Here is a 15,518-nt window from a genome sequence, read left to right as displayed (position 1 = left end):
GGGGTGACGGTCCGTCGGGGGACGGCGTCAGGCGTCGGTCGTGCTCGTGGCGGCGACCGCCCGCTCGATGACGTCGGCGACGTCCTTCGGGTGGGTCTGCATGACGAGGTGCGGCGCTGCGAGCTCGGTCACGTCCTCGATGCCGGCGCGCGTGTAGCCGAAGCGCTCGACGTCGGGGTTGATGGTGTGGTCCTCGGCGGAGACGATCGCCCACGCGGGGGTCGTCTTCCACGCGGCGGCGGAGGCGGGTTCGCCGAACGCGGCTCCGGACAGCGGACGCTGCGAGACCGCGAGGACCTCGGCGACCTTCGTGTCGAGCCCGGCGGCGAACACCTCGGGGAAGGCGTCGATCGCGACGGACACGTCGGTGCCGTCCTCGCCGCCCGCGACCGGGTACGGCGTGTAGACGAGGCTCGCGGCGAGGTCGGAGTCGGGGAAGCCGCCCTGCAGCTGGCCGAGGCTCTCGCCCTCGTCGAGCACGTAGCCGGAGACGTAGACGAGACCGACGACGTTCGACGCGACGCCGGCGACGGTGATCACGGCGCCGCCGTACGAGTGCCCGGCGAGGACGACGGGGCCGTCGACGTGCTCGGCGACGGCGCGGATCGACGCGGCGTCCTCGGCGAGGCTGCGGTTGTAGACGGGCGGGACGAGCACGGTGTGACCGCGGTCGAGCAGTTCACGCGTGACGGGCGCCCAGCTGGCGGCGTCCGCGAAGGCGCCGTGGACGAGGACGATGGTGGGTGATGCCATGGCGGGTCTCCTGGGTCGAGGTGCAGCCGGGCGAGTTCCCGGCGTCGTCACGGTACGGCCGGGGTGTGCGTCCGGTCGTGTCCCTGCGATGCCCCGTCTCGACGGCCGGACCGGCTCGGTGCACTGCCGACGGGCGCGGACACCGGCTCCGTCACGGCGTGCCCGGCGGGACGCGCCCGGGGGGATCGACGAGCCGGATCGGACGGGGCCCTCGTGGGGTCCCCCTCGGGCGTCGCGCCCCGGATAGCGTGGTGGGGTGGACCACGAGGACGGCACGACGACGGCGTCGGTGCAGGAGTTCGTGGACGCGCTCGTCGAACCCGTGGTCGTCTTCGACCGGCACCTCGACGTCGTCGCCGCGAACCGCATCGCCGGGGCCGTCTCCGCGTCGCTGACCGTGGGCACCAACCTCGCGCGGTTCACGTTCCTCAACCCGTACGTCGAGGAGTCGGTCGAGGGATGGGAGGACCAGGCGCACCGCACGGCCGCGATGCTCCGGGACTCCTTGGAGCAGCACGAGGAGGACGCCCGGTTCCGCGAGCTCGTCGGTGAGCTGATGGCCCGGAGCTCCGCGTTCGCCACCGAGTGGGCTGCCGGAGCGGTCCGGTCGGCGCAGCGCGGGGTGAGCACGTTCGACAACCCGCTCGTCGGGCGGATCGTGCTGCGGTGGGAGCAGCTCCACCGCCACGAGGACCCGGAGCACGTGCTCGTGCTGTGGGTACCGGCGGACGACGGCTCGGCTGCACGGCTCGAGGAGCTGCGCGGCCTGCTGGACGACTGAGGCGGGCTCCGGCGGCCGGCGCCGCGTCTGCCGTCAGCGCAACAGCCGTCGGCGCGTCAGCCGGCGGCCGACTCGCCCTCGACCTGGGCCCGTCCCGCCGTTCCCTGCTGGACCTGGATGGCCAGGTACGCCACCGCCGCGGCCGCCGGCGTCCCCTTGTCGGCCCAGAACGTGACGAGCACGTGCGAGCTGCCCGGGATCGCGAGGTTCTGCCACCGGAACTCGACCCAGCCGATCGGGTCGATCCAGTGCCGCGAGGTGCCGGTCCGCTGCACCGCGACGTCGTGCCGGGCCCAGATGCGCGCGAAGTCGGGGTCCTGCAGGGTCAGGGTCCCGACGATCTCCTGCAGCCGGGCGTCCTCCGGTTCGGCGTGCATGCGGAGTGCGGCGACCACCCGGTGCGCGGTCGGCAGCCAGTCGACGGCGTGCTGCCGGGACGCCTCGGAGAAGATCTGCAGCACCAGGTTCGCGCCGGGCTCCATGTACCCGGGGCCCAGAGCGCTGGCGAGGGCGTTCGACAGGATGATGTCCTGGTTCCGGTCCATCACGAACGCCGGCGTGTGCGACCACTGCGCCAACAGTGCTCGGACGGAGTCGTCGACCCCCGGCGCGGTCGAGGACGGCGGAGGCGTCCGGTCCGCGTGGGCGAGACGGCGCAGGTACCCGGCGGCCTCGTCGTCGAGCAGGAGCGCCCGGGCGATGGCGGCGAGGACCTGGTCGGACGGCTGGTGGTCACGGCCGCGTTCGAGTCGCAGGTAGTACTCGGGGCTGATGCCGGCGAGCCGTGCGACCTCTTCGCGGCGGAGTCCGTCGACCCGTCGACCGGGCTCGCGCGGCAGACCGACGTCCTCCGGCTGGACGAGTGCCCGGCGCGCGCGGAGGTACTGCCCCAGCTCGGATCGTCGCGCGTCCACGACATGGAGGATAGCCGATTCCCGCACCGTCGAGAACCACCGTTCTCAGACGGGTCCGGCTCCGGGGCGTCCCGACCGGGCGAGCGTCTCGTGCGGGTGCTCGCCGAACCGCTCCCGGTACGCGGCAGCGAATCGGCCCAGGTGTGCGAACCGCCACCGACGCGCGACGTCCCGCACCGTCACGACGCCACCCCGCCGGGCGCCGAGCTCGAGGTGCACGCGGTCCAGCCGGACCTCGCGGAGGTACCGCATCGGGGTCACCGCGAGCCGACGACGGAAGAGGTCCTGCAGTCCCCGCTCGCTGAGGTCGGCCCCCGCGGCGATGTCCGCGACCTCGATGTCGTCGCCGGCATGGTCGTGCACGAAGCGGATCGCCCGGCGGAGACGGTGCTCGACGTCCGACCGGGACCGGGTGAACGTCGACAGGACGACCGTCGCCACGCGCCGGTCCAGCGCCGCACGCTCGGACGCGTCGAGCTGCGGGTCGAGCAGGCGGTCGGTGACCTCGCGCAGCAGTGCCAGGAGCGGTTCGACGCCGGGATCGGACGGCTCGGGCTGGACGAACTCGGACGGTTCGTCGACGTCCCCGAGCATCGCCGGCGCGACGTGCAGGAGCGTCATCGCCGTGGCCGCCGTGTCGAACGAGTACGCGACCGGTGCGGAGAGCATCATCGGCCGCCCGGGTCCGACCTCCCACGCGCTGCCGTCGTCCGCGGTGAGCGTCGCCCAGCCGTCGTCGAGCACGAAGACGACGTGGTCCGGGCGCGGGCCGATCGTGCCCGACTGACGGCCCCCGACGCGGATCCGGCGCAGGGTGACGTCGTCGTCCCCGCCGGTGCGGTACTCGAACGGCTCGTCGGACGACGTCATGGGTTCCTTCCGTCGACGGTCGACCGAACGCTACCGCGGCTGGCCCGCCCGCGCGAGGCCCGCAGATGCGGAACCACGGAAGCGCGGCCCTGCGACGAACGTCCGGTGTCAGGACGGGTCGGGCACCCGGTCCCAGTCATCGGCGTCCCGGGACAACACCGACCACCGCGACACCGGCCACGTGGTGACGAACGCCCGACCGACGACGTCGGACACCGGCACCGACCCGTGCAGGCGCGAGTCGGCGGAGTCGTAGCGGTTGTCGCCCATCACCCAGAGGTGCCCCTTCGGCACCGCGACCGAGAAGTCCGTCTGTGCGACCCGGTCGGACCCCGGCTGGAGCACGACGTACGGCTCGTCGACCGCGTGCCCGTTCACCGAGAGCCGCCCCTCGGCGTCGCAGCACGACACGGTGTCGCCGGGGAGCCCGATCACCCGCTTGATGAGGTCGTCGCCCTGCCCGGCACCGAGCCAGCCGCCCGGGTCCTGGAAGACGATCACGTCCCCGCGCTGCAGCGGGACGACGCCGGGCACCAGCTCGTTGACGAGCACCCGGTCGCCGATGAGCAGCGTGTTCTCCATCGACGCGGAGGGGATGTAGAAGGAGCGGACGAGGTACGCCTTCACCAGGAAGGACGCCAGCAGCGCCGCGACGACGATGATGACGAGGTCGCGGAGGAACCGCCACCTGGGCCGGCTCTCGGACGGCTCGACCGCCCCGTTCTCCACGCTCAATGCGTCAGCACCACCTTCACGGATCCGATCACGAGGGCGACCACGGCGAGCACGACGCCGCCCCACAGCCCGAGGAACGTCGGACGCTTCCCGCTGAACCGCTGCATGAACACGCCGACCATGCCGATGCGCACCACGAGGATCACGAGCGCGGCCGTCTGCGCCCACTGCGCCGGGAGCCAGCCGATCCACGCCGCCGCGTACAGCACCGCGGGGATGAGCCCCGACGTCGCGATCGGGTTCGCGTTCCGCACGATGGTCACGATCGACTCGCGGCGGACGGCGTCCGACTCGGAGTCGTCGTCACCCAACCCGTGCGCGACCAGGTGCGCGAGGACGTGCGCCAGGTACGTCAGCACTGCCGTACCGAGCACGGCCCAGACCGCCGCCCCGTGGTGGATCGACTCGGGGTCGACCGCGATCGCAGCCGCGAGGACCGTGATGTTCCCGTAGATGTACGACGACATCCGGTCGCGCATCTGCTCGATCGGCAGGTCGCGCGGGCGTCGCGTGCGTGGCATCCCCCCATCTTGGCCCCCGGCGGCGCGGCTCCGCCGACAGGACACCGAGTGCGATGCCATCCTGGGTGCACCGCCGCACCGACGCGACGGGACGGACTGGAGGCACGGATGACGTCCGCACGACCCCTCGCCCTGGTGACCGGTGTCGGTCGACGCGCCGGGATCGGCGCCGCCATCGCGGCGCGTCTGGCGACCGACGGCTGGGACCTCGCCATCTCGTGGTGGAGCCCGTACGACGCCCGCGTGCACGGAGCCGCCGATGCGGACGGGATCGACTCCGTCGTCGCCGAGTGCGAGCGGGCGGGTGCACGCGTGTCGCGCCTCCAGGCAGACCTGGCGGACCCGGAGCAGGCGGCCGCACTCGTCGGCCGCGCCGAGACCGAGGCGGGCGCGCCGGTCACGGCGATCGTGATGTCGCACTGCGAGTCGGTGGACTCGGACTTCGCGACGACCACCCTCGAGTCGTTCGACCGGCACATGGCCGTGAACGTCCGGGCACCGTTCTTGCTCGTGCAGGCGTACGCGGCCCGGTTGCGTGCCGGTGCGCGGGCCCCGCTCGACCGACGACGGGTGATCGCGCTGACCAGCGACCACGTCGCGTTCAACCTTCCCTACGGCACGAGCAAGGGTGCGCTCGACCGGCTGGTCATCGGGGCCGCGCGGGAGCTCGCGGACGTGCGCGTCAGCGCGAACCTCGTCAACCCGGGGCCGAACGACACCGGGTGGATGACCGAGGAGATCCGGCAGGCCGCCGTCGACCAGACCCCCGGGGGCCGACCGTCGATGCCGAGCGACACCGCGGCGCTCGTCGGGTTCCTCTGCGGGCCGGACGGCGGGTGGGTGAACGGGCAGCTGCTGAAGTCGGACGGCGGGTTCAGCGCGCGCTGAGGCCGTCACCCGGATTTGGTTGACGCGTCAACCAAATGGGCGGAGACTGGTTCCATGCACACGCAGGACCTCCTCGCCGCGGACACCGGGATGGGTGCCGTCACCCTCCGCGTCGCCGACCTCGACCGGATGATCGGCTACTACCGCGACGGCGTCGGTCTGGCGGTGTTCTCCAACGAGGGCGGCGTCGCCGTGCTCGGCCGGCCCGCTCCGTCCGGGGGCGCCGTCCCGATCGTGATCCTGGAGCACGCCCCGGCGATGCGGCACGCCGGCCCGCACGAAGCCGGGCTCTTCCACACCGCGATCCTGTTCGACACGCAGGCCGACCTCGCCGCGGCCCTCTACTCGGTCGCGACGAAGTACCCGAACACCTTCACCGGCAGCGCCGACCACCTCGTCAGCAACGCCTTCTACTGCACCGACCCCGAGGGCAACGGCGTCGAGCTGTACTGGGACCGGGACCGCACCGAGTGGTCGTGGACGCACGGCCAGGTCGACATGGCGACGATCTTCATCGACCCGAACGAGTTCCTCCGCGCACACCTGACCGAGTCCGCACTGACCGCTGCGTCCGGGCGCCCTGGTCGGGTCGGGCACGTGCACCTGTCCGTCGGCGACGTGGCCTCGGCTCGCTCGTTCTACGTCGACCAGCTCGGCTTCAGCACCACCGCGGCGATGGGCGACCAGGCGCTGTTCGTCAGCGCCGGCGGGTACCACCACCACATGGCGATGAACACGTGGAACTCGCGCGGGGCCGGACGCCGGCAGCAGGCGCTCGGGCTCGGGCTCGTGCGGATCGAGGTCCCCGGCGAGGACGACCTCGGGGCGCTGGTGTCGCGGATGCGGGACACCGGGGTGCAGACCGCCGACGACGGCCGGACCGTCGCGTTCGAGGACCCGTGGGCGAACCGGATCGAGGTGACGGCGCCCGCGCGGGGCTGACGTGGGGCAGCCCCGCCGCGGTTGGCGGGACGGGCCGGGGCGGCGGGGCGTCAGCGCGGGGCGGCGGGCGCTCAGCGCGCGCGGAAGTACCGGTGGAGCGCACGCTCTCGGATGCTCGACGCCGCGAGCACCCCGCCCGCCAGCGCCCCGACGAGACCGACGACAGCCACCCCGGCGGCCGAACGGACGATCGGTACCGCGTCCTCCGCCGGGAGCCCCCGCACCACCACGACCGCGACGCCGACGGCCACGACCGACGCCGCAGCCGCCCAGACCACGTGCTGCAGCGCGACGCCGAGCACCTGGGCGCTCCTGGGCACCCCGACGTGCAGGTCCGACGCGAGCGCCAGCCGGCGACGCAGGACCGCCGCCGCCCCCACGACGACACCCGCTGCACCCGCCGCCCCGAGTGGCACGGAGTCCGGGACGTCCGCCCTCGGGACGAACGACGCACCGAGCCGCGGGTTCAGCTGCCCGATGGTCGGACGGGCTTCGCCCTCCGCACCGGTGGTCGGCAGCACGGTCCGACGGAGCATCGTCACCGTGTCGTCCCGCTGCGGCCAGACCGTCACCCAGCAGGCGTCGAAGGGGTGCCCATCGTCGAGGGTCGGTGCGAGGAGTGCGTACTCGAGGTCCGGGTCGCGCCCGTCGTCCGGGTACGCGTAGACGCCCGTGACCGGTACGGACGTCCGGTCGGCCATCACGATGTGATCGCCAGCCACCAGCCCCAGCGCGTCGCGCACGCCCGGCGAGATGACGACCCCGGCCGTCCCCGCCGAGCCCGTCGCGCCGAGCACGCGAGCCACTCCCCGGGTCACTTCGTAGGTCGGGACAGTGGACCCGGGCTGTACCGCCGGGATGGCACCCTGATCGACCCGTCGGAGTGCGCCGGACGCCAGGACACCCTCGGAGTCGGCGAACCCGTCGCAGACCCGCCCGTCGACCCGGCCCTCGGCGCGCTGCACCATCGTGGCGGCCCCACTCGTGACGTACGCGGCAGCCGACCGCACGTCGGCCGCCGACGCCGCGGCGCGGAGCCCCACGACCGCGGCGAGGAGCACGGCCAGGACGACTGCCGAGGTCAACGCCCACGCCGCGCCCGAGGTGAGGTCACGCCAGGCCTCACGGACGACCTCGCGCGGTCGCATCGGTCCCCCGGTCACCGGTACTGACCGAGATCCAGCACCGCGTCGCACGCAGCACGGGTGTCGTCGTCGTGCGTGGCGACGACGACCACGGTACCCGAATCGGCGAGCGCCCCGATCGCCCGGTTCACGTCGTCGGCAGTCGCGCGGTCGAGCTGAGCGGTCGGTTCGTCGACGAGCATGAGGCCGGGAGCGCTCGCGATCCCGCGCGCGAGCATCAGCCGTTGCGCCTCACCGCCGGAGAGCTCGGCGAACCGAGCATGAGCGCGGTGCCCGAGGCCGAACCGTTCGAGCACCGCGAGGGACCGGACGTCGGCGCTCCGACGGTCGTCCCCCCGGGCGACGAACGGCGTGGCGACGTGGTCGAGCACCCGACGTCGAGCCACTCCGTGCGGGTTCTGGAACACCCACAGCGGACGACAGCGATCCGGGCGGTGCACAGTGCCGTGGGTCGGTCGGACCATGCCCGCCAAGATCGCCAGCAACGTCGACTTTCCGGATCCGCTCGGTCCGACGAGAGCCGTGACCGTGCCCTCCTCGAAGGTCCGGTCAACGCCACGGAACAAGTGCGTCCCGACCGTCCAGCCGTGCCCGACACCGTCGAGGGTCACCGGCACGAGCGTCTCCGCTCGGGAACAGCTCGGACGCGATCGAGGGGGCGGCCGTCGAGCGCACGCACGAAGGCCTGGCCCAGCTCCGACCCCAGGACCTCGACAGCGACTGCCTTGCCTTTCCACGGCTGCACGCAGGCTCGCTCCCCCTCGATGGCGAAGAGCGCCGTCGGGGGCAGGACTTGCACCGTGCGGGGCCGCGCGAGCGACCACGTCGCCGGCAGGGTCGGCACACCATCGGCCGACGCCACCGCTGCCGCGTACTCGGGGAGCGCGGCGAGCTTCGCGAGCGCTTCAGGCGACGAGACCACGCTGTCGGCACCGATCGCCGCCGCCGAGCCCCCGACCTGCAGCACCCGATCGCCGGGTACCGGGTCGAGCGGCACGGACTCGATGCGCGCTCCGCGGAGCTCGGCGGGGAGTTCGGCGAGCACACCGTCGGCTCCCACGGGAGCGCCGACGACCGCGGTGCAGGATCGGACCGTGTTCTCGGCTGCAGGGACCCAGCTGACCGCTGCCCGCGGGACGACGCCGTCCGGGAGGTCCGTGCGCAGCACGCCCCGGTCGACGAGGAACTGCTGGGCAGCGCGGATGGTGTGCTTGCCGAGCACGCCGTCGACGCCGATCTCGATGCCCGAGGCGGCGAGGGCGCTCTGCAGGCCGCGGACGTCGTCGCCGCGGTCGTCCAGCGTGAGGTCACGCCAGAGCGGGACGTCCGTCGCGAGCGCGATCACCGGCGCACCGTCGATCCGGGCGATGACGTCGCCGTTCCGGAGCGGTGCGCCGGTCGAGCACGCGGACGAGGTCACGGTGCCCGTTCGAGTGGTCACGACGGCCCGCGGCGCACCGGTGTCGAGCGTGAGCTGGACCTGCCGTTCGTCCGCGTCCGTGCGTTCCGTCACGCGCACCGTCGTCGCCGGCGTGGCGGTCTGCAGCGCAGCCGGTGCATCGACGGGCAGCGTCACGACCAGCACTACAGCCGTCCCCGCCGCGACGACCATCGCTCCGAGTCCGAGGAGTGTGCCCGAAGGCCAGCGGATCACGGCCTCCGCCAGAGCCCGAGCGGGTCGAGTCGGCACTGCACCGCCTCATCGCTCGTCGAATCGAACGGCAAGGTGTCCGCGTCGTAGTCATCGCGCCACTGCTGCTCGGAGTAGTCCTTCCCGACCAAGCCAGCAGCCTGCAGACACGGCACGGTGATCTCAGCGTCGTCCCGTCGCTCGGGGTTCCGGCGAGTCTCCTCGAACAGGTACGTGACGTACTCGTCCGCCCGTTTCTCGCACGAGCGCAGGATCGGGTCCGATCGCTCGAAGAAGCCGTCCGGGTACTTGCCGTCCAACGACTGCAACTCGAAACCCCCGTCGGGGTCGTAGTTGATTCCCAGACCAGAGTCGGCCAGGCACCGACGAACACGGTCGTGTGCGGCTTCGACCTCCTCCGGCGTCACGGAACCGTCCGCGAGGATGCGTTCTTCGAACGGGACACTCCGTCGTCGAGTGCAGCCCGGAACTCGTCGGTCCAGGGTCCGGCTGACTCGAGCGTCACGTCGGAAGGGGTCGTCCCGGACGGTTGCGGCGGTGTCGAGGAACACCCCGCGAGCGGTACGAGCAGGAACGCGGCAGCCGCGACACGGAACGCGTCGCGGCTGCCGTTCGTTCGTCGCATTCAGCGCGCCGTCATGCCGTACGAGACGACGTTCGCCCAGCACAGTTTCTGCGACGAGACCTTTCCTCGTCCGACCCAGTCCCCGTACTTGCTCGGAGCGTTCTTGATGGCGTTCCAGTGGCGAGCGCCGTTCGAGCACGTGTTGTTCTTGCCCTTCATCAACGTGACGGACCCGTAACAGGCAGCCTTCGCCTCCGGCGCACTCGCGACGTCCACCGCGACCCCTCCAGCCACGACGGTCCCGAGCACAGCGGCTCCCAGCAGAACGTTCTTGATCGACATCGATCACTCCCCTTGTTTCACGACGCCACCCCGGCGCCGCCGTTAACGTATTACCGTTCAGTTGGTCGGTGCAACCCGCCGAGGAGAGTTCCGGCAGGATGGCCTGGTGACTGAAGACATCCGGTGGGAGGTGGTCGAGGAGAGCGCCCTGTCGCTCGCCGACCACGAAGCGATCGCAGCACTGCTCGGGCAGGCCTTCCCCGACTGGTCGCACTGGTACGTGGGCGGCCGCGACTACGCGGGCATGCAGCCCGAGCGGCGCGTGATCGGTCGGAGCGGGGACGGCGTCGTGCTCGCCCACGTCGGCATCCGCCGGATGTTCATCGCGGTCGGCGGCGAGGACGTGCTCGTCGGCGACACCGGCATCGTCGCCGTGTCGCCTCGACTGCAGGGAACCGGGGTCGGCCGCGAGCTGATGACCCGCACCCACGCGGTGCTCGAGGGGCTCCGGGTGCCGTACGGGTTCCTCGGGGCCGGGGAGAACCGCATCCCGTTCTACGCACGCATGGGCTGGCACGAAATCGACGGCGCCGTGGGCACCTTCTCGGCGTTCACCGCGGACGGCGCCGGCATCTCGGAGACCGAGCAGGGCGGCTGGATGGTGCTCCCGGTCGAGGGGCGGCTGGAGGACTGGCCGAGCGGCCCGATCCTCCTCAACGGCCAGCAGGTCTAGGCCGCCACGCCCGAGCCGCGACCACAGACGGGAGGCGCGGTGCGAGTCCGACTCGCACCGCGCCTCCCGTCAGGGCCTGGGACTCACGCCTCGACGGCCACCTTCTCCGGGTCCTCGTTGGAACCCGGCGCGCTCGGCACGACGGCCGCGCGCACCCGCGCACCGAGGTCGGGGTCGACGTTCGTCCAGTAGGCGAACACCCGCTCGCGCAGGTCGTCGCGCGTCACCTTCGAGACGTGCCCGGCGATGTTGCCGACCAGACGCTCGCGAGCGGCGTCGTCGAGGACCTCGCGGTAGAGCGTTCCCGCCTGACCGAAGTCGTCGTCCTCGGGGTGGAGCGTCGCGGCGGAGCGCTGCAGCACGCCGTCCGACTCCCAGCCGGGGGCGTCGTCCGATGCACCCGCCGAGGCGTGCGCACCACCCTGGGTGTTCGGCGCGTACACCGGCGCCTCGGCCTTCTGGAAGTCGAAGCGCATCGCGCCGTCCTTCGAGTACGAGTGCACCTCGTTCTTCGGGGCGTTCACCGGCAGCTGCGCGTGGTTCGTGCCGACGCGGTAACGCTGGGCGTCCGCGTAGCTGAAGATGCGCGCGAGGAGCATCTTGTCCGGGCTCGCCGCGATGCCGGGGACGAAGTTCGACGGTGCGAACGTCGCCTGCTCGATCTGGGCGAAGTAGTTCTCCGGGTTGCGGTTGAGCTCCATCGTGCCGACCTCGATGAGGGGGTAGTCCGCGTGCGGCCACACCTTCGTCAGGTCGAACGGGTTGAAGCGGTACTCGGCGGCGTCCTCGTAGGGCATGACCTGCACCTTGAGGGTCCAGCGCGGGTTGTCGCCCCGCTCGATGGCTTCGTACAGGTCGCGGATGTGGAAGTCCGCGTCCTCGCCGGCGATGCGGTCGGCGTCCTCCTGCGTGAGCGTGGCGTGGCCCTGCTCGGTGAGGAAGTGGTACTTCACCCAGAAGCGCTCGCCCTCGGCGTTGATCCACTGGTAGGTGTGCGAGCTGAAGCCGTCCATGTGCCGCCACGAGGACGGCAGGCCGCGGTCGCCCATGAGCCACGTGACCTGGTGCGCCGACTCGGGCGACAGGGTCCAGAAGTCCCACTGCATGTCGTGGTTGCGGAGGTGGGAGCCCGGCAGGCGCTTCTGCGACCGGATGAAGTCCGGGAACTTGATGCCGTCGCGGATGAAGAACACCGGGGTGTTGTTGCCGACGAGGTCGTAGTTGCCCTCTTCGGTGTAGAACTTCAGCGCGAAGCCGCGGGGGTCGCGCCAGGTGTCGGGCGAGCCCTGCTCGCCGGCGACGGACGAGAAGCGGGCGAGCATCTCGGTCTGCTTGCCCGGCTGCAGGAACGCGGCGCGGGTGTAGCGGCTGATGTCCTGCGTGACGGTGAAGGTGCCGAAGGCGCCGCCGCCCTTGGCGTGCACGACCCGCTCCGGGACGCGCTCGCGGTTGAACTGGGCGAGCTTCTCGACCAGGTAGTGGTCGTGGAGGGCGAGGGGGCCGTCCGCGCCGACACCCATGGAGTGCTGGTCACTGGAGACCGGGGCCCCGCTGTTGGTGGTCGTGGTGGGGGTGCCGGCCGGCTGGCCGGTCGTGTTCTGGTCGGACACGGATCCTCCTGGAGGGGTTGGTTCGGTCAGGGGTGGTCGGGTTGCTCGTGTGGCTCGGGATGCGGCCTGGAGGCGCGGCTCGGCCCACGCACGTCAGCTCGCGCTGGTGCTGGGTGCGGTCTCGTCGTCGCCGTCGCGCTCGGCTGCGGCGCAGCGCTCGCAGATGCCCCAGTACGTGACCTCGGCGGTGGTGACCGCGAAGCCGTGCGTCTCGGACGGCGTCAGGCAGGGCGAGTGGCCCACGGCGCAGTCGACGTCCTCGATCGCGCCGCACATGGTGCAGACGATGTGGTGGTGGTTGTCGCCGGTCCGCCGCTCGTACCGCGCGGGGCTGCCGGCCGGCTCGATCCGGCGCACGAGTCCGACGCCGGTCAGTGCCGCGAGGACGCCGTACACCGCCTGGTGACTCGTCGTCGGGAGTTCGGCGGTGAGCGCGGTGACGATGTCGTCCGCGGTCGCGTGCGGCATCGTCTCGGTGGCGCGGAGCACGGCCAGCCGCGGCGTCGTGACCCGGAGGCCCGAAGCGCGGAGCAGATCGGCGTCGACGTCCATGCTGAGCCTTTCTTTTGCAGAGATCAAGACAACGAGTTCACTGTACACCAGGAGTCGTCGGTGGCGAACGAGGACCGTATTCCGCTTCCGGAATACGAGGTGTCACGATCCGGTCGCGATCCGCTGGGACGCCCCTGGGAGCGGCCGATCCCGCGCTAGCGTCCGGTCATGTCCATGCAGCAGGGCCTGCCGGTGCAGGCGAACAGCGCTCAGGACGTCCGGGGGATCATCGCGAAGCGGGACCTGGTCGTCGACCTCATCCGGACGGCCTGCGTCGTCCTCGTCGTCTTCGTGCACATCACGATGGTCGGCGTGTCGGCCGGGGCGGATGGCCTCGCGGTCACGAGCCCCCTCCAAGAGCTCCCCCGGTACGTCGCCGCGACGTGGATCGGCCAGGTGATGCCGCTGTTCTTCGTCGTCGGGGGCTTCGCGAGCGCGGTCGGCTGGCGGAGCACCCGCGCGCGGGGCGGCGACGCGCGGGACTTCGTCGCGACCCGGCTCGTGCGGCTGTTCCGGCCGGCGATCCCCCTGTTCGCCGTGCTCGCTGTCGGGCTCGGGGTCGCGACGGCCCTCGGCACGCCGCCGGAGCTCCTCGCCGAGGTGGCGTTCGGCATCGGCTCGCCGCTGTGGTTCCTGGCCGCGTACGGGATCACCCAGTGCTGCGTGCCGGCCATGATGCGCCTGCACGAGCGGGCTCCGTGGCGGACGCTCGGCGTGCTGCTGCTCCTCGCCGCGGCCGTGGACGCGCTCCGGTTCGCGACCGGGGTCGCCGAGGTCGGACTCCTCAACCTCGGCCCGGTGTGGCTGTTCGCGCAGCAGCTCGGGTTCCTCTGGGCGGACGGGTGGTTCGCCCGCCGGTCGAAGGTGCTCCTCGTCGTGGTCGCAGCGGTCGGCTACGCGCTCCTCGTGCCGATGACGTCGATCGGGCTCTGGGCACCGGACCTGCTGCAGGACCTCAACCCGCCGATGCTCCCGCTCGCGGTCCTCGCGATCAGCCAGGCGTGCCTGGTCCAGGTCGTGCACGCACCCCTCACGCGGCTCATGCGGACACGGGCGGCCTTGGGCACGGTCTTCATGCTCGGCCGCGACGGCATGACGATCTACCTCTGGCACCTGCCGCTCTTCATCGCCCTGAACGGCGTCGCACTGCTCGTCGGCGTCCCGTTCCCGACACCGGGGTCCGGCACGTGGTGGGCCACCCGCTCGATCGCGCTCGTGGTCCTGCTGGCTGTCGCACTCGGGGTCGCTCGCGGGCTCCGCCGGTTCGACCGCCCGCTCCCCCGTCTGCTCCCCGGTACGGATCGCCCCGCGTGGCCGGTGCTCGCCGTCGCCGCCCTGTGCACCGTCGGGCCCGCGTTCGTGGTCATGCAGCTCCACCTGTCGTTCGGTGTCGCGCTGCTCGGAGCGGTCCTGGTCCCGGTCGGTGTCCGGCTCCTCACCAGAACGGTCCCGGCGAGGGGCGTCGCCCGGATCTGAACCGGTTCTCACCGGAGCGGGCCACTGCTGGCCGTGCCGCGGGCGGAGGATGGTCGTCGGCAGGACGACCAGCAGGAGGCACCCCACGCCGTCGACACCCGAGTTCTGGAGCACGTGGCGGTTCGACCCGCTGGCAGCCGTCCTCATCACCGTCGCCGCGGTGACCTACGGCTGGTGGATCGTCGGCGCCGCCCGCCGGGGTAACCGCTGGCCCTGGTGGCGCAGCCTCGCGTTCCTCGCCGCACTCGTCCTGTTCGGCATCCTGCAGTTCGGCATCGTCGGGATCCACGACCAGGACCTCCGCTGGGCGTTCGTGCTGCGGTTGGCCCTGCTCTTCTTCGCGGTCCCCACCTTCGCCGCGTTCGCCGCGCCCGTCTCGTTGCTCCGGACGGGAGGCCCGGCCCGCCTCGCACAGACCGCCTCCGCGATGCTCGCCTCACGTCCAGCCCGCTTCCTCGGCAACGCCATCGTCTCGCCCCTGGTCGCCCTCGCGCTGTTCTGCGTGCTGCTGACGCCCCTCTCGGCGACGATCCGGGAGTCCCCGGTCTGGGCGACGGCGATCACCGCCCTCGTGCCGCTGCTCGGCTTCACGCTCCTGACGCCGCTGTCCGAGCCGGGCATCCTGCGCTCGTCGACGTTCGTCACCGTCGAGTTCCTGCTCGCGTTCGTCGAGCTCCTCGCTGATGCGATCCCGGGCATCGTGCTGCGGGTGTCGAACCACGTGCTGGACGGGTCGCTCGTGCAGGCGGTCGGGCAGCCGTGGTTCCCGTCCCCGCTGCGGGACCAGCACCTCGCGGGGGACCTGCTCTGGTTCATCGCCGAGGTCGCGGACGTGCCCGTGCTCATCTCGCTGTTCATCCGGTGGCAGCGGACGGACCGGCGGGAGGCCCGCACCGTCGACGCCCTCTCCGACGAGGAGATGGCGGAGCTCACCCGCGCGCACCTGCAGCGCCGCGGGTAGGCGCGCGGCGGGCGGCGGCGGCGCGGCGGCGGCGGGCGGCGGGGCGCGGCGGCGGGCGGCGGCGCAGGGCGCTCCCCACGCGTTGTTCGACACGGCACCCGTCGTTCGACGCGCGTGTTGTCGAACGATGACCACGCAT

The 15,518-nt window shown here is 72.1% G+C and carries 18 protein-coding genes; 6 read left to right on the top strand and 12 right to left on the bottom strand.

The genetic code is table 11. The features are described from left to right. Window positions 1–27: 27 nt before the first annotated feature. A complete protein-coding gene (locus FS825_RS01555) occupies window positions 28–753 on the bottom strand; it encodes an alpha/beta fold hydrolase (RefSeq protein WP_144710211.1) in 726 nt (241 codons plus the stop codon). A gap of 256 nt (window positions 754–1,009) precedes the next feature. Between FS825_RS01555 and FS825_RS01550 the strand changes: the two genes are divergently transcribed. After that, window positions 1,010–1,534 (top strand): MmyB family transcriptional regulator, encoded by a 525-nt coding sequence (locus tag FS825_RS01550; protein ID WP_144710209.1) that lies wholly within the window; start codon window positions 1,010–1,012, stop codon window positions 1,532–1,534. A 56-nt stretch (window positions 1,535–1,590) separates the two neighbouring features. Here the strand turns inward: FS825_RS01550 and FS825_RS01545 are convergent, their stop codons facing one another. The 4 genes from FS825_RS01545 to FS825_RS18535 form a co-directional block, all read right to left on the bottom strand. Beyond that, window positions 1,591–2,448 carry a helix-turn-helix domain-containing protein gene (locus FS825_RS01545; protein ID WP_186377018.1) on the bottom strand — a complete coding sequence of 286 codons (858 nt, stop codon included), beginning with the start codon at window positions 2,446–2,448 and terminating at the stop codon, window positions 1,591–1,593. 45 nt (window positions 2,449–2,493) lie between these two features. After that, on the bottom strand, window positions 2,494–3,318 hold the full coding sequence (locus FS825_RS01540; RefSeq protein WP_222126871.1) for a helix-turn-helix transcriptional regulator: 825 nt from the start codon (window positions 3,316–3,318) through the stop codon (window positions 2,494–2,496). A gap of 108 nt (window positions 3,319–3,426) precedes the next feature. Further along, on the bottom strand, window positions 3,427–4,047 hold the full coding sequence (gene lepB, locus FS825_RS01535; RefSeq protein WP_222126878.1) for a signal peptidase I: 621 nt from the start codon (window positions 4,045–4,047) through the stop codon (window positions 3,427–3,429). 2 nt (window positions 4,048–4,049) lie between these two features. Continuing rightward, a complete protein-coding gene (locus tag FS825_RS18535; RefSeq protein ID WP_186377016.1) occupies window positions 4,050–4,574 on the bottom strand; it encodes a hypothetical protein in 525 nt (174 codons plus the stop codon). Window positions 4,575–4,682: 108 nt separating this feature from the next. On the opposite strand from FS825_RS18535, the gene FS825_RS18530 reads away from it, so the two are divergent. Further along, window positions 4,683–5,462, top strand: a complete 780-nt coding sequence (locus tag FS825_RS18530; RefSeq protein ID WP_186377015.1) for an SDR family oxidoreductase — start codon at window positions 4,683–4,685, stop codon at window positions 5,460–5,462. Window positions 5,463–5,516: 54 nt separating this feature from the next. Further along, window positions 5,517–6,404, top strand: a complete 888-nt coding sequence (locus FS825_RS01525) for a VOC family protein (RefSeq protein ID WP_144710203.1) — start codon at window positions 5,517–5,519, stop codon at window positions 6,402–6,404. Between the two features lie 71 nt (window positions 6,405–6,475). Here the strand turns inward: FS825_RS01525 and FS825_RS01520 are convergent, their stop codons facing one another. From FS825_RS01520 to FS825_RS01500, 5 genes are all read right to left on the bottom strand, one after another. Continuing rightward, window positions 6,476–7,552 carry a hypothetical protein gene (locus FS825_RS01520; protein WP_144710201.1) on the bottom strand — a complete coding sequence of 359 codons (1,077 nt, stop codon included), beginning with the start codon at window positions 7,550–7,552 and terminating at the stop codon, window positions 6,476–6,478. Between the two features lie 11 nt (window positions 7,553–7,563). After that, window positions 7,564–8,160, bottom strand: a complete 597-nt coding sequence (locus FS825_RS01515) for an ABC transporter ATP-binding protein (protein ID WP_222126870.1) — start codon at window positions 8,158–8,160, stop codon at window positions 7,564–7,566. Then, window positions 8,157–9,125 carry a hypothetical protein gene (locus FS825_RS01510; protein ID WP_144710197.1) on the bottom strand — a complete coding sequence of 323 codons (969 nt, stop codon included), beginning with the start codon at window positions 9,123–9,125 and terminating at the stop codon, window positions 8,157–8,159. The genes FS825_RS01515 and FS825_RS01510 overlap by 4 nt, the downstream gene beginning before the upstream one ends. Before the next feature lie 74 nt (window positions 9,126–9,199). Next, on the bottom strand, window positions 9,200–9,751 hold the full coding sequence (locus tag FS825_RS01505; RefSeq protein WP_144710195.1) for a hypothetical protein: 552 nt from the start codon (window positions 9,749–9,751) through the stop codon (window positions 9,200–9,202). Between the two features lie 74 nt (window positions 9,752–9,825). Further along, window positions 9,826–10,107 carry a hypothetical protein gene (locus FS825_RS01500; RefSeq protein ID WP_144710193.1) on the bottom strand — a complete coding sequence of 94 codons (282 nt, stop codon included), beginning with the start codon at window positions 10,105–10,107 and terminating at the stop codon, window positions 9,826–9,828. Between the two features lie 106 nt (window positions 10,108–10,213). On the opposite strand from FS825_RS01500, the gene FS825_RS01495 reads away from it, so the two are divergent. Further along, on the top strand, window positions 10,214–10,780 hold the full coding sequence (locus FS825_RS01495) for a GNAT family N-acetyltransferase (protein ID WP_186377014.1): 567 nt from the start codon (window positions 10,214–10,216) through the stop codon (window positions 10,778–10,780). Window positions 10,781–10,863: 83 nt separating this feature from the next. Here FS825_RS01495 and FS825_RS01490 read toward each other — a convergent pair whose 3' ends face one another. Both FS825_RS01490 and FS825_RS01485 read right to left on the bottom strand, forming a co-directional pair. Next, the gene (locus FS825_RS01490) at window positions 10,864–12,390 is read right to left on the bottom strand and encodes a catalase (RefSeq protein WP_144710189.1); all 1,527 of its coding nucleotides are present in this window, start codon (window positions 12,388–12,390) and stop codon (window positions 10,864–10,866) included. 93 nt (window positions 12,391–12,483) lie between these two features. Then, window positions 12,484–12,942: a Fur family transcriptional regulator gene (locus FS825_RS01485; protein ID WP_144710187.1), complete on the bottom strand. Its 459-nt coding sequence runs from the start codon at window positions 12,940–12,942 to the stop codon at window positions 12,484–12,486. A 168-nt stretch (window positions 12,943–13,110) separates the two neighbouring features. Here FS825_RS01485 and FS825_RS01480 point away from each other — a divergent pair, with 168 nt between their 5' ends. Together FS825_RS01480 and FS825_RS01475 are read left to right on the top strand one after the other, a co-directional pair. After that, on the top strand, window positions 13,111–14,418 hold the full coding sequence (locus tag FS825_RS01480) for an acyltransferase family protein (protein WP_144710185.1): 1,308 nt from the start codon (window positions 13,111–13,113) through the stop codon (window positions 14,416–14,418). A 49-nt stretch (window positions 14,419–14,467) separates the two neighbouring features. Further along, a complete protein-coding gene (locus tag FS825_RS01475; protein ID WP_144710183.1) occupies window positions 14,468–15,379 on the top strand; it encodes a cytochrome c oxidase assembly protein in 912 nt (303 codons plus the stop codon). Window positions 15,380–15,518 lie beyond the last annotated feature (139 nt).

The sequence above is a fragment of the Curtobacterium pusillum genome (assembly GCF_007680845.1).
In the GTDB taxonomy this organism is placed as follows: Bacteria; Actinomycetota; Actinomycetes; order Actinomycetales; family Microbacteriaceae; genus Curtobacterium; species Curtobacterium pusillum_B.
This window is presented reverse-complemented; position numbering and strand designations above follow the sequence as displayed.

Coding starts and splice junctions, on each gene's coding strand:
- FS825_RS01555 (WP_144710211.1), bottom strand. CDS start 753: ATGGCATCACCCACCATCGTCCTCGTCCACGGCGCCTTCGCGGACGCC.
- FS825_RS01540 (WP_222126871.1), bottom strand. CDS start 3,318: ATGACGTCGTCCGACGAGCCGTTCGAGTACCGCACCGGCGGGGACGAC.
- FS825_RS18535 (WP_186377016.1), bottom strand. CDS start 4,574: ATGCCACGCACGCGACGCCCGCGCGACCTGCCGATCGAGCAGATGCGC.
- FS825_RS18530 (WP_186377015.1), top strand. CDS start 4,683: ATGACGTCCGCACGACCCCTCGCCCTGGTGACCGGTGTCGGTCGACGC.
- FS825_RS01525 (WP_144710203.1), top strand. CDS start 5,517: ATGCACACGCAGGACCTCCTCGCCGCGGACACCGGGATGGGTGCCGTC.
- FS825_RS01520 (WP_144710201.1), bottom strand. CDS start 7,552: ATGCGACCGCGCGAGGTCGTCCGTGAGGCCTGGCGTGACCTCACCTCG.
- FS825_RS01500 (WP_144710193.1), bottom strand. CDS start 10,107: ATGTCGATCAAGAACGTTCTGCTGGGAGCCGCTGTGCTCGGGACCGTC.
- FS825_RS01485 (WP_144710187.1), bottom strand. CDS start 12,942: ATGGACGTCGACGCCGATCTGCTCCGCGCTTCGGGCCTCCGGGTCACG.
- FS825_RS01480 (WP_144710185.1), top strand. CDS start 13,111: ATGTCCATGCAGCAGGGCCTGCCGGTGCAGGCGAACAGCGCTCAGGAC.
- FS825_RS01475 (WP_144710183.1), top strand. CDS start 14,468: ATGGTCGTCGGCAGGACGACCAGCAGGAGGCACCCCACGCCGTCGACA.